This is a genomic window from Butyrivibrio sp. ob235, from assembly GCF_900109475.1.
GTDB lineage: Bacteria > Bacillota > Clostridia > Lachnospirales > Lachnospiraceae > Butyrivibrio.
The window spans coordinates 123,039-143,902 of sequence record NZ_FOBE01000008.1; the positions used below are offsets into that span (position 1 = coordinate 123,039).

The 20,864-nt window shown below is 40.7% G+C and carries 26 protein-coding genes and 2 pseudogenes; 24 read left to right on the forward strand and 4 right to left on the reverse strand.

The window, feature by feature from the left end; all coding sequences use genetic code 11:
• Nucleotides 1-45: 45 nt before the first annotated feature.
• The 7 genes and pseudogenes from BMW61_RS08450 to BMW61_RS22905 all read left to right on the forward strand — a co-directional run.
• Nucleotides 46-1,434, forward strand: coding sequence for a TldD/PmbA family protein (locus tag BMW61_RS08450; protein ID WP_026498206.1), 1,389 nt, complete (start codon nt 46-48; stop codon nt 1,432-1,434).
• A gap of 34 nt (nt 1,435-1,468) precedes the next feature.
• Nucleotides 1,469-2,767 (forward strand): TldD/PmbA family protein, encoded by a 1,299-nt coding sequence (locus BMW61_RS08455; RefSeq protein ID WP_091820965.1) that lies wholly within the window; start codon nt 1,469-1,471, stop codon nt 2,765-2,767.
• Nucleotides 2,768-2,784: 17 nt separating this feature from the next.
• On the forward strand, nt 2,785-3,642 hold the full coding sequence (locus BMW61_RS08460) for an aminoglycoside 6-adenylyltransferase (RefSeq protein WP_091820968.1): 858 nt from the start codon (nt 2,785-2,787) through the stop codon (nt 3,640-3,642).
• Between the two features lie 168 nt (nt 3,643-3,810).
• Nucleotides 3,811-4,230 (forward strand): annotated as a pseudogene (locus BMW61_RS22715) (oxidoreductase); the annotation flags it as partial.
• 115 nt (nt 4,231-4,345) lie between these two features.
• Nucleotides 4,346-5,173, forward strand: a complete 828-nt coding sequence (locus BMW61_RS08470; protein WP_022763175.1) for a leucine-rich repeat domain-containing protein — start codon at nt 4,346-4,348, stop codon at nt 5,171-5,173.
• Nucleotides 5,174-5,347: 174 nt separating this feature from the next.
• On the forward strand, nt 5,348-5,734 hold the full coding sequence (locus BMW61_RS08475; protein ID WP_026498210.1) for a hypothetical protein: 387 nt from the start codon (nt 5,348-5,350) through the stop codon (nt 5,732-5,734).
• A 12-nt stretch (nt 5,735-5,746) separates the two neighbouring features.
• A pseudogene (locus BMW61_RS22905) lies at nt 5,747-6,145 on the forward strand (ATP-binding protein); the annotation flags it as partial.
• Nucleotides 6,146-6,210: 65 nt separating this feature from the next.
• On the opposite strand, the gene BMW61_RS21865 reads toward BMW61_RS22905, so the two are convergent.
• Complete coding sequence (locus tag BMW61_RS21865) at nt 6,211-6,378, reverse strand: hypothetical protein (protein ID WP_022763173.1); 168 nt, start codon at nt 6,376-6,378, stop codon at nt 6,211-6,213.
• 196 nt (nt 6,379-6,574) lie between these two features.
• Here BMW61_RS21865 and BMW61_RS08485 point away from each other — a divergent pair, with 196 nt between their 5' ends.
• From BMW61_RS08485 to BMW61_RS22720, 9 genes are all read left to right on the forward strand, one after another.
• Nucleotides 6,575-7,468, forward strand: coding sequence for a fructosamine kinase family protein (locus BMW61_RS08485; protein WP_091821008.1), 894 nt, complete (start codon nt 6,575-6,577; stop codon nt 7,466-7,468).
• A 21-nt stretch (nt 7,469-7,489) separates the two neighbouring features.
• Nucleotides 7,490-8,323 (forward strand): hypothetical protein, encoded by an 834-nt coding sequence (locus BMW61_RS08490; protein WP_091820971.1) that lies wholly within the window; start codon nt 7,490-7,492, stop codon nt 8,321-8,323.
• A 151-nt stretch (nt 8,324-8,474) separates the two neighbouring features.
• Entirely contained in the window at nt 8,475-8,660 is a 186-nt protein-coding gene (locus tag BMW61_RS08495) for a hypothetical protein (RefSeq protein ID WP_207650181.1), read from the forward strand.
• On the forward strand, nt 8,660-9,421 hold the full coding sequence (locus tag BMW61_RS08500; RefSeq protein WP_091820975.1) for a GNAT family N-acetyltransferase: 762 nt from the start codon (nt 8,660-8,662) through the stop codon (nt 9,419-9,421). Before BMW61_RS08495 ends, BMW61_RS08500 begins: the two co-directional genes overlap by 1 nt.
• 23 nt (nt 9,422-9,444) lie before the next feature.
• Nucleotides 9,445-10,317 (forward strand): GNAT family N-acetyltransferase, encoded by an 873-nt coding sequence (locus BMW61_RS08505; protein ID WP_091820977.1) that lies wholly within the window; start codon nt 9,445-9,447, stop codon nt 10,315-10,317.
• Between the two features lie 14 nt (nt 10,318-10,331).
• Complete coding sequence (locus BMW61_RS08510; protein WP_175475141.1) at nt 10,332-10,646, forward strand: N-acetyltransferase; 315 nt, start codon at nt 10,332-10,334, stop codon at nt 10,644-10,646.
• A gap of 16 nt (nt 10,647-10,662) precedes the next feature.
• A complete protein-coding gene (locus BMW61_RS08515) occupies nt 10,663-11,244 on the forward strand; it encodes a GNAT family N-acetyltransferase (RefSeq protein ID WP_091820979.1) in 582 nt (193 codons plus the stop codon).
• Between the two features lie 107 nt (nt 11,245-11,351).
• Nucleotides 11,352-12,449: a Fic family protein gene (locus tag BMW61_RS08520; protein ID WP_091820981.1), complete on the forward strand. Its 1,098-nt coding sequence runs from the start codon at nt 11,352-11,354 to the stop codon at nt 12,447-12,449.
• Nucleotides 12,450-12,575 carry a hypothetical protein gene (locus tag BMW61_RS22720; protein WP_022763514.1) on the forward strand — a complete coding sequence of 42 codons (126 nt, stop codon included), beginning with the start codon at nt 12,450-12,452 and terminating at the stop codon, nt 12,573-12,575.
• A gap of 32 nt (nt 12,576-12,607) precedes the next feature.
• Here BMW61_RS22720 and BMW61_RS08525 read toward each other — a convergent pair whose 3' ends face one another.
• Genes BMW61_RS08525 through BMW61_RS08535 form a run of 3 tightly spaced genes read right to left on the reverse strand, consistent with a single transcriptional unit; the run spans nt 12,608 to nt 14,989 of the window.
• Nucleotides 12,608-13,459 (reverse strand): histidine kinase dimerization/phospho-acceptor domain-containing protein, encoded by an 852-nt coding sequence (locus BMW61_RS08525; protein ID WP_175475142.1) that lies wholly within the window; start codon nt 13,457-13,459, stop codon nt 12,608-12,610.
• Nucleotides 13,441-14,100, reverse strand: coding sequence for a response regulator transcription factor (locus BMW61_RS08530; RefSeq protein ID WP_022763516.1), 660 nt, complete (start codon nt 14,098-14,100; stop codon nt 13,441-13,443). The genes BMW61_RS08525 and BMW61_RS08530 overlap by 19 nt, the downstream gene beginning before the upstream one ends.
• Nucleotides 14,101-14,134: 34 nt before the next feature.
• Nucleotides 14,135-14,989, reverse strand: coding sequence for a TraX family protein (locus BMW61_RS08535; RefSeq protein WP_022763517.1), 855 nt, complete (start codon nt 14,987-14,989; stop codon nt 14,135-14,137).
• Between the two features lie 270 nt (nt 14,990-15,259).
• Between BMW61_RS08535 and BMW61_RS08540 the strand changes: the two genes are divergently transcribed.
• The 8 genes from BMW61_RS08540 (at nt 15,260) to BMW61_RS08575 (ending at nt 20,718) form a co-directional block, all read left to right on the forward strand.
• Nucleotides 15,260-16,456, forward strand: coding sequence for an ATP-binding protein (locus tag BMW61_RS08540; protein ID WP_091820985.1), 1,197 nt, complete (start codon nt 15,260-15,262; stop codon nt 16,454-16,456).
• 159 nt (nt 16,457-16,615) lie between these two features.
• Nucleotides 16,616-16,840, forward strand: coding sequence for a hypothetical protein (locus tag BMW61_RS08545; RefSeq protein ID WP_139176262.1), 225 nt, complete (start codon nt 16,616-16,618; stop codon nt 16,838-16,840).
• Nucleotides 16,827-17,180, forward strand: coding sequence for an immunity protein Imm33 domain-containing protein (locus BMW61_RS08550; protein ID WP_091820989.1), 354 nt, complete (start codon nt 16,827-16,829; stop codon nt 17,178-17,180). The genes BMW61_RS08545 and BMW61_RS08550 overlap by 14 nt, the downstream gene beginning before the upstream one ends.
• A gap of 61 nt (nt 17,181-17,241) precedes the next feature.
• Nucleotides 17,242-18,432, forward strand: a complete 1,191-nt coding sequence (locus BMW61_RS08555) for a winged helix-turn-helix domain-containing protein (protein ID WP_091821012.1) — start codon at nt 17,242-17,244, stop codon at nt 18,430-18,432.
• A 178-nt stretch (nt 18,433-18,610) separates the two neighbouring features.
• Nucleotides 18,611-19,213 carry a class I SAM-dependent methyltransferase gene (locus BMW61_RS08560; RefSeq protein WP_022763520.1) on the forward strand — a complete coding sequence of 201 codons (603 nt, stop codon included), beginning with the start codon at nt 18,611-18,613 and terminating at the stop codon, nt 19,211-19,213.
• Nucleotides 19,214-19,356: 143 nt separating this feature from the next.
• A complete protein-coding gene (locus BMW61_RS08565) occupies nt 19,357-19,836 on the forward strand; it encodes a MarR family winged helix-turn-helix transcriptional regulator (protein WP_091820991.1) in 480 nt (159 codons plus the stop codon).
• Nucleotides 19,833-20,390 (forward strand): flavodoxin domain-containing protein, encoded by a 558-nt coding sequence (locus BMW61_RS08570; RefSeq protein ID WP_022763522.1) that lies wholly within the window; start codon nt 19,833-19,835, stop codon nt 20,388-20,390. Before BMW61_RS08565 ends, BMW61_RS08570 begins: the two co-directional genes overlap by 4 nt.
• Nucleotides 20,374-20,718 (forward strand): TIGR04076 family protein, encoded by a 345-nt coding sequence (locus tag BMW61_RS08575; protein WP_022763523.1) that lies wholly within the window; start codon nt 20,374-20,376, stop codon nt 20,716-20,718. The genes BMW61_RS08570 and BMW61_RS08575 overlap by 17 nt, the downstream gene beginning before the upstream one ends.
• Nucleotides 20,719-20,864 lie beyond the last annotated feature (146 nt).

Below are 20,864 nucleotides of genomic sequence, written 5' to 3' on the forward strand. Positions count from 1 at the left end.
AGCGTAACAAGCATTAGACTAAAAAAAATACTGGGAGGGACAACTATGCTAAAAGACATTTATGAATCGAATAAAGCATTGTTTGAAGATGGGGTTCAGACAGTGCTGAGAGCTCAGGAAAATCGCTACAGATCAGTGAATATCCTGAAGGGTAACATGGTTTCAAATCATAGAAGAGAATCCAGAGGTATTAGTGCCAGAGTTGGCAAGGATGGACTTTTTGGATTTGCATCCATCGCAGAATGCAGTGATGAAGCTGCCAAGAAGGTTTTGAAGGCTGCCTCCGAGAACGTTAAACTCCTGGCTCGTCATGCGGGAAGTACAGGGATTGTTCTGCCTCCTTCCTATGGAACAGGACTTATCCCTACCAATGACGACATTGTTGATGCTGAGCAGAAGCGAATAATTGAAGTTTGTCGCCAGCTGGACGATTACATTGCTCAGAAATATCCGAATCTCGAGAGCAGAAGCATATACTACAGCGAGGATTCTCAGGATAGGATCATTTATTCTTCCGACGCCTATGACGGTCATCTGGTAACTCCCAGATGCTACATCTATGTTTCCATGGGACTGAAAACGAAAGACGGTAACCCTGTAGATATGTTCAAAGCCCTTGGCGGATACGGCAGCTTTGAGGACAATTTTTCGGATATTGAACAGTACTATCCGGAGATTGAGAAGCTCTATAAAAAGGTTAAAGACAAGGCCGATGGCGTCTATGCCGAAGCGGGCTACAAGACCGTTGTACTTGGCGGAATGATGGGCGGAATGCTTGCTCACGAAGCGGTTGGACACACCGTAGAAGCTGACCTTGTTATGGGCGGCAGTGTGGCCGGCCCGAGCCTTGGGAAAAGAGTGGCATCTGACCTGGTTAATCTGGTTGACTTCGCTCACACTTTTAATGGGGAAGTGGCACCCCTTCCTGTATACCTTGACGATGAAGGCATCAAGGCTGAAGATGCTGTGCTTATTAAAGACGGCATCCTGACAGGATATATGAACAGCCGCGAGACAGCGGAGAAATACAATATGAAGCCCACAGGAAACGTAAGGGGATGGTCTTTTGCGGATGAACCTCTTATCAGAATGAGAAATACCTGCATTCTTCCCGGCGAGAACACTGTGGAAGAGCTGATTGAGTCTGTTGAAGATGGCTATTATCTCATTGATTCCGGTAACGGTCAGGCTGACCTTACAGGTGAGTTTATGTTTGGTGTGACCTGCGGTTATGAGATTAAAAACGGTAAACTGGGACGCGCACTTCTTGATACGACGGTTTCGGGTGTCGCTTTTGAGATGCTTAAAACTGTTGATATGGTTTCCAACGAAGTTGAATGGTCTTCAAGCGGCTTCTGCGGCAAAAAGCAGCAGATGGCAGTTGGTATGGGCGGACCTCATATGCGCTGCAAGATTATGATTGGCGGAAGATAATACATCGAGAATTCAAGTGGAGGACAGACATAATATGAACGAGATGAGAGAATTTGCAGATTTATTTGATGATGTACTTAAAGATAAAGAGATTAACAAATACACCTATGTCCTTGTGAAGTCTGAAAAACAGGAGCTTAACGTTGAAAACGGTGAGTTCAAGCTTTTGAGAACCGTTTTTGACTATTACACCTCTTTAACAGTTTTCGAGGATAACAAAATGGGTAGTGCCAGTGGCAATGACCTTTCCAAGGAAGCGCTTATTAAGCTGGCAGATGACGGAAAAGATTCAGCACAGTCATCTCCGGAGGACCCCTGCCACGATATCGCCCCTGATCAGGGAAAAGAAGTTTTCAGACAGGGTACTTACGAGCCTGACATGGACAAGTTCCTCAATAGAATACAGGAGTGCCTTGATGCCATAAAGAAGGAGTACCCCAAGGTGCTTGTTATGGCTGCTGTGGGTTCCTATGACAGAAGTCACTGGATTTCAAGAAACTCAAATGGAACAGAGTTCGAGGATTATTCAGGCCATTACAATTTCTATTTCGAGATCAGCGCTGGTGAAGATGGCGTCAACAGTGGCATCGGTTTCGCCGGTGTTACCATGGATAATCTGGACAAGCCTTTTATGGAACTTGGCAATTTGAGACAGAGTCTTGAGGACATCAGCAACAGTATTCACACCAAGAGCCTTGAGGGCAAATTTGAGGGTACAGTTATTCTCACTCCCGGTGCGGCTTCTCAGTTCCTTAGCATGCTGATTTCCAATTATATGTCAGACCATGTGGTTATCAATGGAACCAGTCTCTGGCTTGATAAGGTGGGCGAGCAGGTTGCAAGCGATAAGCTTACAATTTCGAAGAAGCCTTTTGACGACAGAATTGTTAACGGCGAGCGTGGAACTCAGGATGGCTTTAGAGCTGAGGATGTAACTCTGATTGAAAAGGGCGTGCTGAAAACTCATAGCCTTAGCCTCTATGCTGCCAACAAGACAGGACGTCCGGTTGTTAAGAATACAGGCTGGAGCCTTGTGGTTGAACCCGGTGAAAAGGAGCTTGCTGAGATAATCAAATCCGTCGACAAGGGTCTTATCTTGGGAAGTTACTCAGGAGGAGAACCCGGAGCAAACGGCGAGTTTTCCGGCGTTGCTAAGAACAGCTTCTTAATCGAAAACGGCGAAGTTAAGTATGCCGTATCCGAGACTATGGTAAACGGTAACCTTGGCGAGATCGTTAAGAACATCCGCGATATCTCCAAGGAACTTGTCTGCGATGGCGGTTCAGTTGTTCCGTATATTGCAGTCGATGGAGTTGTTATTTCCGGAAAATAAAAGTGTGGGAGGCGTAGATGAAATCTTACGACGAGATGTATGATTTAATACTGAAAACTGCAACCGAGGATGACCGGATCCGCGCGGCAACCATGGAGGGCTCCAATGTCACCAAGGGTGCGGTTCACGATGAGTTTTCCGATTTTGATATCACATTTTTTGTATCTGACATTCGTGAGTTTACAAGGGACCACGATTACATGAAGCGCTTCGGGGATATTCTCATAATGCAGATGCCGGATGACTACTACGCCGAACCCTACGACTACAATGGCAGGTCGCGCTTTGCTTACCTCACTCAGTACAAGGATGGCAACAGAATCGATCTGACTTTTATAGACGTGAGCGAGATAGGAAAACAGGCAGAGTTTTCAGAACCTCGCACAGTGCTTGTGAATAAGGACGACTTTAAGGAGCTTGTGGAGATTACTTCCAAGGAGTGTTTTTATATTAAGAAACCCAGCGAGTTCGAGTTTTTCGGAACAGTAAATGAGTTTCGATGGATCAGCAACTATGTGACAAAGGGCCTTTGCAGGCATGAGTTCTACTATGCGCGCCGCATGATGGAAGAGTACATGATGAACATGTTCCTCAAGATGATCAACTGGAAAATCGGGATCGACAACGATTTTCAGGTCACAACCGGTGCGTGCTGCAAGTATCTTAAGAATTATCTGACTGAGGAAGAGATGACCCACTTCGAGGGGATGTTCCCCAGCGGAGATTACGAGGACATGTGGGAAAAGCTCTTTTTGATGTACGATTTCTTTGAGGAACTTTCCGTGTATGTGGCAGAGAAACTGGGATTCCCGCTTGATCTTGAGGAATCTAATAATGTTCGAGAGTTTATGGCTATGAGAAGAGCTCATAAATAACTAATAGATATGATGCAAAAAGGAATAAAAAAGTAAGAAGATAAAAAGTAAGGCTTTATTGTAAGGTGAAGAGTATGACAAAAGTAGGAGATTCAATAACAATTAACAAGACCGTGGTTAGGAACAGACTTACCATGGCACCCACAGTAAAATTCAGTTCAACTCCACGGCTGCCACAGCTATCTGATCAATCAGTTTGTTTCGAAGAAGACTAATCTCAGGACAGATGAGTACGGCGGAAGTGATGAAAACCGCGCGAGATTCGGAGCAGAGATAATTCGTAAGATCAGGGAAAAGTGCGGAGATGATTTCCTGATTTCAATCAGAACCACAGGAATCGAGCCTGATGTGAACACTGCTATCAATATTGCAGAGGAATATGTGAAGGCAGGATGCGATTATCTGCAGGTTTCCACAGGAATTGAATGGGATGATCCAACTCTTAAGGATGAGGGAAAGCCCTACAATCAGATCTGTGAGCTTGGAGTCAGATTCCATGATCACTTCAAGGGCCGCGTTCCGGTTTCCTGTGTCCCAACTGCCAGTATGGACCCTTCGCACCCCATAAGTGCCCCGCTGAAAAAGTGAGATTATCTGACAAATAATTAAAAATAATGCTGGTATCTGAATACTGATTTGCTATAATGGTTCCTTAAGGGAACACCGCCTCTAAGCGGAATAATAGAAAAAAGGGGAAATCAGTATGAAAAAAGTAACGAAATATCTGTATCTATTGGCATTTGTTGTCGGTCTATGCGCTTCGGTTAAGCTTAGTGCTTCTGCTGAAGGCAGGATGAATGTAGGGGAAGTCTATAATTCACCTTATCTCCAATATGTAATTATCAAGCAGGCTTCTGAAAAGGATGGATATAAACATACTCCCGGACAGGCTATTATCAAGGGGTTTAATCCGCAGTTCTATAAAAAGACCAAGGCTTGTGCCCTGGGAAATGGCTACTATGGCTATGTTGAGACGGTTTCGGCCGTAGGTAGAATAAGTGTACCAAGGACTCAGGAGACCTTCGATGTTGTTGGCTTTGCCCCGGGTGCATTTAAGAATTGTAAGAAGCTGCTATATGTCAACGTGAAGGATTTTGGAAGCTTTTTCTATCCGGAAGGTAGACAGGAATTTGATATTCCGGACAACTGTTTTGCAGGATGCACCGGGTTAAAATCGGTTATTTGGGGTGAGTCTAATAGCCCATACAACACTAAAACCAAGATTGGAAAGAATGCCTTCAAGGGATGCAAGTCCATGCAATCTTTCAGAGTAAATGCAAGCCTTACTTCAATTGGCAGCAGCGCATTCATGAATTGCAAAAGCCTTAAAAACTTTTACGTGTTCACCGGTGACACTGACAACGAGCAGAGCACAGTAGGTAAAAAGGCATTTAAGGGTGTGAAGAAGATAACGGTGACCTACAACGTAGACAATGGTTACAATCCTAAATCTCTGGCAAAGAAAATCAAAAAAGCCGGAGCTAAAAAGGTTTACTACGTCGCTAATAATTTGAAAAGAAAACTGAAGTAAATATTTTTAATCAAATAATTAGAGGGAAATTTAAAGGGAATTAAAGGGGAGTCCGATATGAAAAATATTAAGATCAGGAGATGGGTAAGTGCCCTGGCACTTATTGTTATTTATGTATAATGTGGGGTGAGAGTTTAAAATTATTTTGCAGTATTATTGGATAAAGGTGACAAAATGCATTTAATTCAGTTAAAAAATGATAATGGGTGGACGCAGTCACAATGGGAGCTTACCTACAGAGTTAGTTGGGAACAGATATTAAAGGGTATAGCTTACGCATATGAGTATTATGACGGTTTTGAGATAATGGTAGACAATAAGCCCGTTGCTATTGAGAAAAAAGAGGATATTGAGAATATTCCTGAAGCCGGCAATATTTGCTTTAGAGGAATGTCAAAAGTATTAAAAGTCCCGATTATGATCACTTTATATAATCAGTTAAGTACTGTAAATGTAGCTGTAGCTCAGGCGACAGATGAGTTTAAGACCGTATCTTATGTTAATTTGAACCATTCTCTATGCCAGTACATGGACAGCCTTGAAATAAACATGCATATCTAACAGTATAACTTACTGTGGAAACAAAATGGGACGAAGGCATTACTGATCGAAGGAGCCAGACGAATCGGAAAATCAACGGTCGCTGAAGAATTCGCTCAGAATGAGTATAAGTCCTATATTCTAATCGATTTTAATAAGGCTAAGAAAAAGATAAAAGATGCCTTTGAATCCCTTGATGATCTGGATATTTTCTTTCAGACACTGACGCTTGAATACAACACTAGGCTGTACCCCAGAGAATCTCTGATAATTTTTGATGAAATACAGAAATATCCAAAGGCCAGGGAGGCAATTAAGTATCTTGTAGCCGACGGAAGATATGACTACATCGAGACAGGCTCACTGATATCAATCAAAGAGAATGTTGAGAATATAACAATTCCATCAGAAGAACGAAAAATGCAGATGCATAATAAAGCAGGAGCCGGTGAGGCTCCTGTTATACGTTAAAACGAAGACAGATGATATTAAATTTTTTAAATAAAGAAGAACTGGGCACAAACGAACGCTGCCGCTGCAACCAGTACTGCTCCGGCAGTTATAACTTTATTTCTGAGTGTTGCCACGTCTGTGTATCTTCCGTTGCATTCTACGGTATCAATGATATTAGGATCGTTTTTGTCAAATTGAATAATTTTCCCCATATCAGCACCTCCATATACAAATAACACATATACTTTTGGTTTTGAAAATAATAGTCTCAAAATGTGACCAAATTGCGACGCATATATAAAAACTTTATAAAAAACGTTTAAGTTAGAATTAAATCGTATGTTAGACTATATTGAGAGGAATGAACGAAAAAAGTATAAGTATTATTTCGGGGAAGGTGAATCTGTCATGAAAAGCTTATTTTTCAATTCATTAAAAGAGGCTGTCTCGCAAGTGTATGGAAAAGATGTGGCTATAGAGAAAAAGCAGACAGTACATGGTGGGGATGCCAATGATGCTTATAAGCTGTTTCTTTCCAATGGGGAGGCTCTTTTCCTTAAAGTAAATACCATATCAAATGCTGATTTCTTCAGAGCGGAAGCGGAGGGGATTGATGCGATAAGGGCTACTCATGCAATCAGAGTTCCGCAGATTCATGCAATTGGAACGGATAATGGGTATTCATTTCTTTTGATGGAATATATAGACAGAGCCGGAGCGAGGCCGGGTTTCTGGGAAAAACTCGGCGAGAACCTTGCTGTCATGCACAAAGCGGATACTGCAATTTTCCTAAATAATGGGAAGTATGGCCTTGAGAATGATAATTATATCGGAGCAGGAAAGCAGAAGAATATACCTAAAACCAGCTGGATAGAGTTCTTCTCCGAATGCAGACTAAGACCGCAGTTTGAACTTGCGGCGGGATATTTTGACAGTACCATAATAAGAAAGGCAAACAGCCTTCTGGACAATCTGGACAGATTCCTGTATGAGCCGGAGAAGCCGTCTCTTTTGCACGGAGATCTGTGGTCAGGGAACTTTATGTCGGATGAAAATGGACAGCCGATGCTTATTGATCCTGCGGTATATGTCGGTTGTAATGAAGCTGATATTGCCATGACAGAGCTTTTTGGAGGCTTTGATAGCAGGTTTTACATGGCATATTTTGCAGCGATGGAAGCTGTTCCGGGCTATGAGGAGAGGCGTGATCTGTACAATCTTTATCACCTGACAAATCATCTTAATCTGTTTGGAAGCGCATATTTGTCAGCTGTGGTGAGGACGATTGAAAGGTATAGCTAGATGGGTTACGGGGGTGACCGGATGAATATTAAGTCGTTATCTATATTTATGATATCTGCTATGATGTGTGGTCTGCTTACGAGTTGCGGCAAAACGGGGAATGATGAAGTTGTCACAGAGCCCGTAGAGATTGAAGAGGATGTATTGCCTCTTGAAGCAGTGGAAGATCCTCTTGAAGCAACAGAAGATCCTCTTGAAGCAACAGAAGATCCTCTGGGGAAGACAGAAGAACCCCAGGAGATTTCAAAAGAGCTTCAGCATGACCTTAACATTTTTTTGTCTAATTTTTCAGAGCAGGGGTATAACTGCGCTGGCTACGATCCTGCGGAATGGGCACATTTTACTCTGGTGTGGAAAATCTTAAATGATCCATCCGGTCTGAAATATGAGAATGATCGCACCTGGATTGACCAGAGTAGCGTAAATAATATACTTGGCAGGTATTTCGGAAGCAACCTGGAGGAAAGGGATTTCTTCGGCGCGGGAGATAATAATCCATATAATGGCACTATAGAGATAAGCGAGGACAATATAGCCTGGTATACAGAGCCTTCAGTTGATGGGGAAACCTATCTGGGAAATGCATTTACTGTGGTGACAGGCCTTCAGAGAATCCCGGGCGATTACTATGATTTTTTGCGCACAGAGTTCACTATTTATGCCGTAAATGATATGGAATACGAGGATTACGGAGTAAGTACTACATATTATTCTCTTACTGCAGCTGAAGCAGATAAGCTTGCCGATGAGGGCAGGATAATACCTAAAGCGACAGGCGTTGCAATCATAGATGATGTGGTCTCAAATGGCTATGGTGACAGCTATTGGCTTGACGACTATAACATATTAGAATGAACTAAATTATAAATAAGAAAAATAAGTGTGTAACAGGTTCAAATAAGTATATTTGGGCCTGTTTCCTTATAAGCATTATATAAAAGGTGTAGGTCAGGAAGGTCATAGCTATATTGCTTTTGGAATTGGCGTTCTCGGGATGGCATTTGCTTTGGCATGCGTTAGGGAATGCACAAATAGTGTATGGTTATGTGTGCTTCTGCATTGCATTGTTAATGCTTCCGGTGCGGTTTACAAGATTGATGATGATATTATTGGCAAGGCGGTGATGGCAGGTATTATGATTGTTATCACCTTGCTTATAGTACATCTTAATGCTGAAAGGAGATTTTCATAATGGTATATGAACTGGATGATAGATTAAAAGCAACTCATCTTTTTGAGGGTTGGAAAGAGACCCTGATATATTCCTGTTTGCAGAATGTAATGGGAAAAATCTTTGTTACTGATTTAGATGCTCCAAAGTCGGCGATGGCTTATGTTGGATGCTTTGCTTTTTATGCGGGAGAGCCCAGTAAGGAGCTTGTTATGGCCAAGCCGGATGGCTTTGTTATCATGATACCCCAAAACGAAAAATGGGAAGCATGTATTGAAGATTGTTTTCCGGATGCCAAGAAGGTTATCAGATACGCCATAAAGAAGGACACACAGTTTGATAAATCTTTTTTGCGCAGCCTGATAAAAGATATTCCTGAGGGATATGAGCTAAAAGAGATTGATGATAGAATTTATGATATGTGTCTGCCGGATCCGGTGACGCGTGATTTTGTCTCGTCTTTTGAAAGCAAAGAGAAATTTTTGGAGATTGGGAGAGGCATGGTAATTATGAAATCTGGCCAGATTGTAGCCGGGGCATCCTCATATACAAGGTACAAAGAAGGCATAGAGATAGAGGTTGACACTGTAGAGGCGGAGCGTAGAAAAGGTCTTGCGACGATTGCGTGTGCTGCGCTGATCTTACGATGTCTTGAGGAAGGATTATATCCAAGTTGGGATGCGCAGAATATGAATTCGGTTCATCTCGCAGAAAAGCTGGGGTATGAATTTGATCACGAGTATACGGCATATGAGGTATCCCGTGAAGAACGGACACACTGAGAGAAAGTATCGGAGGAGGGAAAATGGGGCATAGAATTAGGATAGCAATTCCCAAAGATGAACAGAAAATTCGTGAATTGTTTATAGAGATGCTTCAGACAATTTATCATACAGAAGATGTGGAGGGCTACGAATCCGGCTTTTTGGATCGATATTGGATAAATGGCGAAGATCGTATTCTGGTGGCAGAGGATGAAGCTGTTGTGGCGTATTTATCAATTGAAGTTCACCATGAGCCGAAAGCAGATTATTTATATCTTGATGATTTATCTGTCACAGAAAGCTATCGGGGTCGTGGAATCGGAAGTACACTAATCCATGAAGCAGAGGCCTATGCAACAGAAATTGGTATACAGCACATACTTTTTCATGTTGAAAAAGCTAATACCAAAGCATTTCGATTATATGAAAGGCTTGGCTATAAAGTTTTCCGTGATGACGGCAACAGATATATGATGAAAAAAGCTGAGATTATTATCTCGGAAGAACGCATTACTGCAGAGGAATATATTGATTTTTTGAAGAGAACTGATTTGGGGTCACAATATCCAAAGGAGCGTTTTGAAGAGCGAATCAGGAAGCTTGTTAAGAATGTTTCCATCAGTCTGATTGCACGTAATGATGAAGGTATGATTGTGGGAGCTTTGTTTGGACTTACGGATTTCTGTTATTGGTTGTATGTGACAGACCTTGGGGTGGACAGGAATTATGTAAGGCAAGGCATTGCAAGCAGACTCATGAAGACTGCACATGAAATTGCCGGTGGTGAAAAGGATATTGCGGTATATCTGATTGCCAATGAAGATGCTGTAGGTTTTTATGAGAAGATCGGCATGAAAAGGGCTGACGATGTAATGCAATACAACCACATAGAGTGGACAGAATGGACAGTATGAGGAAAGAGGTCATCATGATAAGAAAAGCAAGTATTAGCGATTTATCGCGTATAGCAGAGATACTGGTCTTTAACTACCGTCTGTTCTTTTACCCTATATTTAAGTCGGATGAGTATTACTTTGACGAACTGCAAGTTCCGGCCCTCATGAAAGAATATGCTGTAAACGAACACAACGCAGACCATCTTTGGGCACTTCAAAAGAATGAAAAAGCAATACGCTTCTATGAAAGACATGGCTTTTATGCGACAGGAGAGAAGAAACTTGAAGAAGGTACCACCGAGTATCTTATTCTTCTGAAGAAAGCAACTTCCAGTAAAACTTACTAACATAATAGGAGAAATTATGAATAAAATTGAAATTGTAGATTTACCAAAAGAACGATGGAAAGGGGCTGTGGTTCCATTGGTTACAAGGAGTGACAGCTATTACGATTTTGAAATAAAACAGCTTGATAGTGAAGGCTGTAAGATAGAGCTTGTTAAAAGAAAGGCTGAGGAAGAAATTGTTCATACTCCTGAAGAATATGACTTCCCGGATTCTTTGTACCAGGATCATTGGGAAAATGCCGAAGCTTTCGGAGTTGTGGGCGATAACAATGAACTTTTGGCATGCATTGAAGTTTGTCCCGAAGAATGGTCAAACAGACTTTTGGTTACAGAACTTTGGGTGTCAGATAATCTCAGAGGCAAGGGGCTTGGTAAACAGCTGATGGATAAGGCTAAAGAGGTTGCCCGGAAGCAGAAAAGAAGAGCAATCATGCTTGAGACACAATCATGTAATACCAATGCTATAGGCTTTTACTTGCATGAAGGATTTGAACTTATAGGATTTGATACTTGTTGTTACACAAATAATGATATAGGCAGACGTGAAGTCAGAATCAATTTGGGATATTTTTTTAATAGAGATGGAAAAAGATGGTGATTCCAGTTTTTATCGACTATCCACAATGGAAAATAGTGAAAAAATAGTGTAATTTTTATGTAATTTTATGCCTCGTTTTGTTATAATATCATCGAGGTGACATCAAGATGATAAAAGTAAATCTTACAAATGAAATTCTGAGATATATAACTGAAATTGAGAAGAACAGATACAAAGTGTCTACAGTTAAACTTCCAAGATCTGTGGCAAGCAAACTGCGCAAGAACTCAAAGAAAAAGAGTTCCTATGCTTCAAATAAAATAGAAGGAAATCCTCTTTCCGAAAAACAGGTTGATGAAGTTATAGAAAATGATGAAAGAAAGCATTTCCTTAAGCCGGAACAGGAAGTACGTAATTATTTTCTTGCGCTAAATTATCTGGAGGAGAAGGTTAAGAAGAAGGAGCCATTCTCTAAAAAACTGATATTGGACGTTCAGAAATATGTGGAAAAGGGTGCTCCAAAAGAAAAGATTGGGCTAAGAGGGCCTATGCCGCCGGGAGTTCTTTTTGCTGTATATGATTCTCAGAGTGGGAATCCTGACTATATTCCTCCAGAGTATTGTGATATACCAAGTTTATTGGACGAGCTGGTTGATTATGTTAATACTACTGACGATCATCCGCTTATTGTTGCTGCTGTAGTACATTATCAATTGGTAACGATACATCCTTTCGAAGATGGAAATGGTAGAACAGCACGTCTTTTATCAGGTTACATTCTGGATATAAATGGATACGGCTTCAATGGCATTGGTTCATTGGAAGAATATTTTGCTTATGACATCAATGAGTACTACGAATCAATACAGATGGGACTACCAGCCCTTTACTATTCCGGAAGGGATAATCCGCCGCATCCGGAGATTTGGGTCAATTATTTCCTGCGTATGGTACTGCTTTATTCAGGCAAAGTCTGTGAGCTATCGGAGAGTTCCAGTGAAGATGAGATAAGTGGCAGCTTATCATATCTAAAAGGTAAGGAAAAAGAGCTATTATTATTCCTGATCAAAAAGTACAAAGGTGAATTTACTCCGATTGAAGTAAGTCGTGAAATAGGTGTGACCAATAAAACAGTGATTAACAGATTATCTGTTCTAGCCAAACATGGTTTTGTGGAGCCTTTGATGGTAAATCAGCGAATCAGATCCTACAAACTGAGTGATCTCGCAAGAAACAATGAGAAGATAATAAAGAAAAAGGTTTAAATGGAACAAAGAAATGTATTGGAAGCTCCGACCAAAAAGATGTATGTTTTTGAAAACTCAGCACATAGTCCTATATATGAAGAGTATGATGAAGCAAAAAGAGTTCTTGAAGAAATAAAGAATTAGCCTTCAGGATAATTCAATAAGCGAAAGTGATGCTACTTTTCAAGAATATCAAGAACGCTTAGGGCTATCTTTTCAGAATTACGAATTATGGCTTCAAGGCTTTCCTTGGATTCTTCATCGTATTCTTTCTCCATGAGAAGATCTGCGTTTCCTCTGATGACTGTAAGAGGAGTCTTGAGGTCATGGGCTATCTGAGCCATCTGAGCCTTTGAATCCTGTTCTTTTTTCCAATTATCTTCCATGGTGGCAACAAGCTCTTTTTGCATGCTGTCAGTTGCAATGTTTATCTGATCCAGCTCGTAAATGCCTGTGTTTATCGGTGATACGCTAAGATCCTGGCTCTTCAGACTCTCTGTATAATCAAATACTTTTCTAAGGCTACTCTTAATCTTTTTGATCAGAACAACAGTTGGGATCAGCACTTCCAATAGGTATGCAAGGGCAAAGGTAAAAAGAATCAGGTACTCATGAGGTGCACTTACGCAGTAGTGAATAAATGTACTTTCATCGACGGCGTCCATACGCAGATAAACATCTTTTCCGTGAAGCAACCTGCCATTCTCAGGACTTGACTCTCTGGCGAATTTACGAAGCGCCTTCTCCTTAGAAGATGACACCTTCACAAAGATTTCTTCTCCATCAGTTGAAACCACGATAATATCTGCCCCTTCTGGGAAAAGAGCTGTGTTTATCTCACCACTTTCCTGACAATCATGAATCCAGGCTTCCACTGCTTTTTCTACATTATCTGCGGCAAAAGAGCTTTCTCTATTTAGGAAGAAAGCAATAATGAGTGCAACAAGAGTAGTAAAGCCAATTAACACGCTGACAACTGCAATATAGATGCTGATCATGCGGCTTATAGTTATGCTTCTTTTTTCCATCTGTAACCTATTCCCCATACTGTTTCAATAACGCTTCCTGCGGCAGACAGCTTTCTTCTAAGATTTTTGATGTGTTCAGTTACTGCTGATTCATCGCCATCCTTATCAAAACCATAGATCTTTTCATAAATTTGTTCCTTGGAAAAGACCTGCCCCTTGTTCCGCACAAGGAGCATAGCGATGTCAAATTCGCTTTTGGTAAGAGATAGCTCTTTTCCATTAACCTGCACAAGTCTGGAGTCAGGATAAATACTGATGCTTCCATCCTTGATGCAGGCGCTGTGATCGCGCTTATCACGTCTTATGTGGGCGGCAACCCTGGCTCTAAGCTCGGCGACGGCAAAGGGCTTTCTGATATAATCGTCAGCACCAATAGACAGGCCATAGATAACGTCTTCCTCAAGGGCCTTGGCACTTAAGAAGATGATGGGAGCGTCTGTCTTGTCGCGAATCCTGGTTAAAAGAGAATATCCATCTTCACCGGGCATCATCACATCCGTGATCAGGAGATCATAGTCTGCGAGGTTATCCGGGACCTCTTCAAAGGGCCTATGTACTGTTGTTACTTCATAATCTGAAGAAAGAGCCCTCTTTATTAGTATCAGTATGTCTTTTTCGTCATCAATAACTAGTAATTTCATCAGAATTGTTCCCATCAGCTTATATGTTTCTTAATCAAAATAATGAATAGGCAATAAGAGATATGCCATACAAAACGTAGATGTGGGCTGGGTAAAAGAGGTAAAATAACCTTGAATTCCCATGGCCACGCTGTCCATTATAGCAGAGCATGAATATAGCTGAAAAGGCTGACATCCATTCATAGGCTTCAAATATAAGAGTGTGAACATTAAATGATCCAATAGAAAGTGTCACAAGTCCAATTCCGTACAAGAGCTCAAAGATAACGTATGCATAGATTCTTGCGTTCTTGTTTTTGCAAAAGCTAAACAGATATAGGATCACACCTTCAATAAGTGTAAGAATTCCGCCATCTTCAATCATGATATGAAGAGGAAGGATTGTGAAGTTGATAAGGCTTGCAAAAAGATTAACTGTAAGGTTATCCGCAAACGGCATATATACAAAGTATATAAAGAGATATGGCAATATAACCGGGATTACCACAGCCATGATTCCAATGAAGTATTTCTTTTGCCTAATCCAATCAATTCCCATAAGTACTACTAGAAGTACCACAAAGCTTGAAAGCATAGCGTTTGCAGGCATGAAGCCATCTCCTCTGACTGCAAAGTTAAGTACATTGTAGAAGCCAAATCGTATGAGACCCATGATTATTGAGATAGAGTAGATCTTGAGAAAATATCTTTTTTTGTTGTGGGTGTGGATGAAACCTTCTATGAGGCAGAACAGGAATAAAGGAGCTGCCAGTCTACCGAGCCATGAGAACCAAATGGGTATCATGCCTGTGAATTCGAAGAAGTAGTGAATGTGGTCTAACACCATAAATACAAGGGCCAGGTACTTAAGTTCAAAGCCTGTGAGACCGTTTTTAAGTAAGTTTTTCATTGTGAGTTCCTCCCGTATAAGGCGTAAAGCCTTTGTTTTTCCGCATTTCTTTTGTCTATGGTTAGAAGGATATCAGGCAATTATAAGGAATTTATAAGGATATTCAAAATAATAGAGCTATAGAATTGTATTCCAAAATATTAAAGCTTCCGGATCTAAACTTATAGTTTGGGATTCGGAAGTTTTTATTTTGAGTTTTCGTTTCGCAAATTTAAAAATTGATTAAATTTGCGAAATGAAATACAATTAAATAAAGGCGGTGAAATTGCGATGAAACTTATAAAAAGAGACTATTATCTAAATAAACTTTTATCGGTAAAGGATGTTCCGGACATAAAAGTTATAACAGGGGTAAGAAGAAGCGGTAAATCAAAATTGATGGATGCTTTCATAGATTTGATATCTGCTGATGATAAGGCTAATATTGTCCGAATTAAGCTGAACTTAAAGAAGTTCGAGAAACTGTTGGATGCGGACAAGCTTTATGACTACATAGAGCAACAGTATGCCCGCGATAAAACAAATTATCTTTTTATTGACGAAATACAGCTATGTGAAGACTTTGAACGTGTGATCAATAGCATTTACGAAGAAGAAATCTATGATATTTATCTTACCGGTTCAAATGCATTTCTTTTATCGAGTGATTTGGCTACGTTGTTTGGTGGAAGAGTTTATGAGATAAGTTTATACCCATTTTCCTTTAAGGAATATCTTATGTACTATCCATCAAATGATATAGATGAAGCCTTTGATTCTTATGTAAAGAAAGGTGGAATGGCTGGTTCATATCTTTATAAAACGGAGGAAGATGCCAGACAATATGTTAATGGTATCTATAGGACCACTATTACAAAGGATATTGTAAGAAAATTCAAGATAGAAAACGAAGATCTTTTGATAATGATTGGAAATTATCTTATGGATAACGTTGGCAATCAGACTTCGATAAGAAATGTGGCATCCAAACTAACATCTGGCACCTACAAAACTAATGATAAGACGGTAGGGGCGTATATGAATTATTTCTGTCGATCCTTCCTTTTTTATCCTATACAGCGGTATGACATAAAGGGGAAAAGATATCTGGAATCAGATAAGAAGTACTACCTGTCCGATTTGGCTTTCTGTTTTTCTGAGATAGGAACAAAAAATGCTGATTATGGGCATCTCTACGAAAACATTGTTGCAATAGAACTTCTAAGACGCGGATACGAAGTATACGTGGGAAAACTATATGAAAAAGAAGTGGATTTTGTCGCAATCAAAGAAGGCGAAAAGGTCTACATTCAGGTATCTGATGATATATCCAGAGAAGATACTTTTAAGCGAGAGGTTTCATCACTTTTAGGGATTAAGGATGCTTATCCGAAGATGCTGATAGCCAGAACAAAACATGAGGAAAGTCAGCATGAAGGAATTAGGATTATCGATATCGCCAGATGGCTTTCCAATTCGCAAAAATAATATTTTTTTTAATTTGCGAAATGAATTCCTTCCTTCGTCAGTCTGGGGCTATTTTCAGTATCAGATGGAGTATGAGCTGCTGTACGGTGAGCATTTTTACGATCTGACATGGAATAACGGATACAGTCATAAACAGATTCTTTCGGATATAAAAGTGCCGTGCGTATTCTTGCATGCAAAGAATTCATAGGAAAAGTAATTGCTGTGTATCACAGATATGATGACAGTGAAAATAAATGGATTGTAATTCCTTGCGATGAAAATGGCAATGTGCCGGACAATATTAGGATTCCGAATAAAGATGAAATCTACGCACAGATTGCCTTTCAAGAGCAGTTTTATAATGGGGTTTTGGTGGAGGATAAAAATCATGGGATTATTTGATAAGTTTAAGAAAACAGAAAAAGCAGAAACGCGTATGACACACAATTTGGGTGGTTGCATTATTACAAGGTCTTTGTATGAAGGTACTTCCACATTAAAATGGATTTTCAGGGAAGAGCCTGCCAATCCTGTCGATAACGGATGGAGAGCCCTTGGTGATACAGATACCCAGGAATATATCAATGTGACGGAAAACAATCTGGTGGTCGATTTTGACAGGCTTGTTGAAATAGAGCCCGCAGTTTTGGCTATATATGATATGCCGGTTGGAACGGACCTGGAATTTGATTCGGAAAGAATGGTTTTCATTGATTCAAAAACCGGGGAGGAATATAGATAATTATGGTTCTTCGGAACATGGCTGCCCATTATCGATGGAGCCTGCCGAAAATAGAGTAAATATGAAAACAATTACTAATGAACAGGCAAGACAATTTATTCTTTTAAAACAGGGATTGATAGGAACATATCGGTTTATCGGAAAAGATGGAGCATATGAGTATGTGCGCCAGGCAGGCTGCATACAGTATGATCCTGTAGATGTTTGCGGAAAAAATGCAGAGCTGACCTTGCAGTCCAGAGTTAAAGGATTTAAGAAATCTATGTTGCAGGATCTTTTGTATAAAGACCGCAAACTTGTGGACTATGCGGACAAAGAGTTATCCATATGGCCGACGGAAGACTGGCCTTATTTTTCTTCTTATAGGGATAGGAGCCATGAACTGGGAGAAACCTTTGAAGGGCTGGATGAACTTAAGGAGCAGGCGATATACTACATAGAGGAGCACGGCCCTGTGTCCAGCGATACTCTGCCTATTGAAGGAGAGATATTTTGGCATTCTTCAATGCATTGGAGTGGTAATTGGCATAAAAAGTCCCAGGCTGCAAGATCTGTACTGGAGCAGTTATATACAGACGGTGAACTTGTTATACACCACAAAAAGGGAAGTCGAAAGTACTATGATCTGGCCAAAAGACATATACCGGAGACAATTCTTAATGCAGATAATCCCTGTAAAAATGAAGACGATTTTATCGCGTGGCGTGTTCTTCGCAGAATCGGTGCGGTAGGTCTTTTGTGGGATAAAAACAGTACAGCACTTCTTGGAATAAACATAAATGCCGAGAAACGTAAAGGGATACTTGATAGGCTGACAACTGAGGGGGAAATAGTTCCGGTAATTGTGGAAGGCTTTAAGCCGCTATTTTATTACCGCATAGAAGATGAAGAACTGATTCAGCAAGTGATTCAGGGGGATGCTGATCTTAAGCCCCGAATGGCTTTCATAGCTCCGCTTGATCCGCTAATGTGGGACAAAGCGCTTATAAAGGCTTTGTGGGATTTTCAGTATTCCTGGGAAATATATACTCCGGCTGTGAAAAGGAAATATGGCTATTACACATTGCCTATCCTCTACGGAGATAAGTTCGTAGGGCGTATTGAAGCCATACCGGATCGCAAAGAGGGAATTTTGAGAGTCAAAGGACTATGGTGGGAAGACGGAATCTGTCAGACGAAAAAGCTTAGTGCTGCGTTGGAGCGTACACTAAAGAATTTTGCGAAGTTCAATGATTGTATACTGGGAGAGTAAGGAGAACTGATCAAGATGGAGACTGGCGTATGGATGGGGCAATACGTTCGCATGTAATGATCTTCAAAGAATTGTGATTATAAGTGTGAAACAGGCTCAAATAAGTGTATTTGGGCTTGTTTCATTATAAGTATGATAGGATGATTCCGAAAAATCAAAGAGAAATAGGAGCAGTATTATGTTTTGGGATAAGATTTCACCTTTATATGATTTGTTTGAGAATGTATATAACGGAAAGGTTTATTCCGGAACCGGAAAGAAGGTTGCTGAATTTATCGACCCTTCTGATGAAGTTCTGGAATGTGCATGTGGAACAGGAGCAATCAGCATGTATATAGCGCAGAAGTGCAGGAAGCTGGTTGCGACTGACTGTGCTTCAGGAATGCTTAGGCAGGCATCAAAGAAATGCCGAAAATATTCGAACGTGCTATTCAAAAAAGCAGATATTACGAACATAAAGTGTAAGGATAGTCAGTTTGATAAAGTGGTGGCGGGAAATGTGATTCATCTGTTGCCGGAACCGGAGAAGGCATTGCGGGAATTGGAGCGTGTTGTTAAGCCGGGAGGAAAAGTCATAATTCCCACGTATATAAATATGTCCAAGGGAACGGGAACTGCGGCAGTAAAGGTCATTACGCTTCTTGGAGCAGATTTTAAGAGACAGTTTGATCTGGATTCCTACAAGCAATTTTTTGCAGACATGGGATATACAGAAGTTGAGTATTATGTGGTGGATGGGCGTATGCCTTGCGCCATAGCGGTAATCACAAAAAGGGTATAAGGAAGTTCATGGCCTAAGGCTTCACTATATAGCTTCGGTAAAAATGCCGGAGCTTTTTTCGTGCATAAAGAGTTGACAAAAAATAAGTAATATATTACATTGTTTATATAGGTAATATATTACATAATATAAAAGGAGTTCACATGAATTACGATGAAGTGATGAATATCGAAAAAGTAAATTTTGGAGATATGCCTCCACAGCCATTTTTACTTGGATTACTCAGCGCGTTTGATAACAGATATCAGGCTGCAGCTGATGCATATTTCAAGGAGATTACCTGGAAACAGTTCTTTGCAATAATTTGTATCAACCTTTGCAAGGAACCTCCGACACTGAATGAGCTTTCTGATGTAATGGGCAGCTCTCATCAGAATGTGAAGCAGATTCTGCTAAAGCTTGAGAAAAAAGGCTTTGTCACAGCTGTTCCCGATGAAAAAGACAAGCGAAAGCAGCGGATATTTGTCACAGATAAATGCAGGGCCTTTTTGGAACAGAATGACAATAACGGTCAGCAGAGCCAGTACATCATTGGACGCATTTTTGTTGGGATCGATGAAAAGAGCCTGCAAACTACCATACAAACTATCATGAAAATGGAAAGGAACTTGAGCGAATTATGAAAACACTGATCATTTACACATCACAGACAGGTTTTACCAAAAGATACGCAGAGTGGCTTGCAGAGAGAATGAGTGGAGATCTGCTTGACCTTAAAAATGCGCAGAAGAAGAGTGCAGATTATTTCAAGGACTATGATGCAATCTGCTACGGCGGTTGGGCAATGGCAGGAAATATTGTAAAATGTAAGTGGTTTCTTGAAAAAGCTGTTAACTGGAAGAACAAGCGCCTGGCTATGTTCTGCGTAGGTGGCAGTCCTAATGACAATCCGGATGTAGAGGTTTTTCTTCAGAATGCTCTTACAGATGAGCAGAAGAAGTATATTAGAGTATTCTATTGTCAGGGAGGCTTTGACTATGAAAAAATGAAGCCCCAATACAAGCTTGCCATGAAGATGTTTGTATCAGTTCTGAAGAACAAGAAAAATGCTACTGAAAAAGAAAAGGGAATGGCCGAGAAATGTGCTTCATCCTACGACATCTCTGATGTCAAATATATAGAACCTATAGTGGATTATCTTGGAGAGGCGGAGAAAAACTATGAAAAAGTGGTATGATGAAGAATATGAATTTACTGTAGAGGTAACAGGTTTTTTACATGGAGATCATACAGAGAGATATTGCCGTAACGGTGAAGAAATCGGCGATGTTTACAGGTGTACCTATGGATGCCCGGTAAATGCGGACGGCTACGGAATCTGCTCAAAGACAATGATGATGCTGTTCCCTTTGATGGAAGCCGTTAGAAGCGGCGGTGATCTCACCAAAGTCGGTGGTGATGGGAAATACTCCAAAACTGTTGTATGTCCGGATGGCTGCGTGATCTTCAAACTGACGGCAAAACCATTGGGAAATGAAAACTTTCACACGGGTGGCTTTTATTGATGTATCAGCGAGAAAACTCTTTCCGACATAGTCGGTGGGGGATGAATCGCTGGCCCTCAGCGTTTCGCTTTGCTGTATCGTCCTGTTCTTTCATATTTTCTTTTGTGGTCATCCGTGCGCTGGCTTTCTATATATTTTTTCACTGT

Excerpts from the sequence above, each read along its gene's own strand:
- BMW61_RS08475 (WP_026498210.1), top strand. The coding sequence starts at position 5,348 with ATGCATTTAATTCAGTTAAAAAATGATAATGGGTGGACGCAGTCACAA.
- BMW61_RS08510 (WP_175475141.1), top strand. The coding sequence starts at position 10,332 with ATGATAAGAAAAGCAAGTATTAGCGATTTATCGCGTATAGCAGAGATA.
- BMW61_RS08455 (WP_091820965.1), top strand. The coding sequence starts at position 1,469 with ATGAACGAGATGAGAGAATTTGCAGATTTATTTGATGATGTACTTAAA.
- BMW61_RS08500 (WP_091820975.1), top strand. The coding sequence starts at position 8,660 with ATGGTATATGAACTGGATGATAGATTAAAAGCAACTCATCTTTTTGAG.
- BMW61_RS08515 (WP_091820979.1), top strand. The coding sequence starts at position 10,663 with ATGAATAAAATTGAAATTGTAGATTTACCAAAAGAACGATGGAAAGGG.
- BMW61_RS08570 (WP_022763522.1), top strand. The coding sequence starts at position 19,833 with ATGAAAACACTGATCATTTACACATCACAGACAGGTTTTACCAAAAGA.
- BMW61_RS08555 (WP_091821012.1), top strand. The coding sequence starts at position 17,242 with ATGAAAACAATTACTAATGAACAGGCAAGACAATTTATTCTTTTAAAA.
- BMW61_RS08520 (WP_091820981.1), top strand. The coding sequence starts at position 11,352 with ATGATAAAAGTAAATCTTACAAATGAAATTCTGAGATATATAACTGAA.
- BMW61_RS08450 (WP_026498206.1), top strand. The coding sequence starts at position 46 with ATGCTAAAAGACATTTATGAATCGAATAAAGCATTGTTTGAAGATGGG.
- BMW61_RS08575 (WP_022763523.1), top strand. The coding sequence starts at position 20,374 with ATGAAAAAGTGGTATGATGAAGAATATGAATTTACTGTAGAGGTAACA.
- BMW61_RS08490 (WP_091820971.1), top strand. The coding sequence starts at position 7,490 with ATGAATATTAAGTCGTTATCTATATTTATGATATCTGCTATGATGTGT.
- BMW61_RS08525 (WP_175475142.1), bottom strand. The coding sequence starts at position 13,459 with ATGGAAAAAAGAAGCATAACTATAAGCCGCATGATCAGCATCTATATT.
- BMW61_RS08530 (WP_022763516.1), bottom strand. The coding sequence starts at position 14,100 with ATGAAATTACTAGTTATTGATGACGAAAAAGACATACTGATACTAATA.
- BMW61_RS08535 (WP_022763517.1), bottom strand. The coding sequence starts at position 14,989 with ATGAAAAACTTACTTAAAAACGGTCTCACAGGCTTTGAACTTAAGTAC.
- BMW61_RS08505 (WP_091820977.1), top strand. The coding sequence starts at position 9,445 with ATGGGGCATAGAATTAGGATAGCAATTCCCAAAGATGAACAGAAAATT.
- BMW61_RS08470 (WP_022763175.1), top strand. The coding sequence starts at position 4,346 with ATGAAAAAAGTAACGAAATATCTGTATCTATTGGCATTTGTTGTCGGT.
- BMW61_RS08565 (WP_091820991.1), top strand. The coding sequence starts at position 19,357 with ATGAATTACGATGAAGTGATGAATATCGAAAAAGTAAATTTTGGAGAT.
- BMW61_RS08540 (WP_091820985.1), top strand. The coding sequence starts at position 15,260 with ATGAAACTTATAAAAAGAGACTATTATCTAAATAAACTTTTATCGGTA.
- BMW61_RS08560 (WP_022763520.1), top strand. The coding sequence starts at position 18,611 with ATGTTTTGGGATAAGATTTCACCTTTATATGATTTGTTTGAGAATGTA.
- BMW61_RS08460 (WP_091820968.1), top strand. The coding sequence starts at position 2,785 with ATGAAATCTTACGACGAGATGTATGATTTAATACTGAAAACTGCAACC.
- BMW61_RS22720 (WP_022763514.1), top strand. The coding sequence starts at position 12,450 with ATGGAACAAAGAAATGTATTGGAAGCTCCGACCAAAAAGATGTATGTT.
- BMW61_RS08485 (WP_091821008.1), top strand. The coding sequence starts at position 6,575 with ATGAAAAGCTTATTTTTCAATTCATTAAAAGAGGCTGTCTCGCAAGTG.
- BMW61_RS21865 (WP_022763173.1), bottom strand. The coding sequence starts at position 6,378 with ATGGGGAAAATTATTCAATTTGACAAAAACGATCCTAATATCATTGAT.
- BMW61_RS08550 (WP_091820989.1), top strand. The coding sequence starts at position 16,827 with ATGGGATTATTTGATAAGTTTAAGAAAACAGAAAAAGCAGAAACGCGT.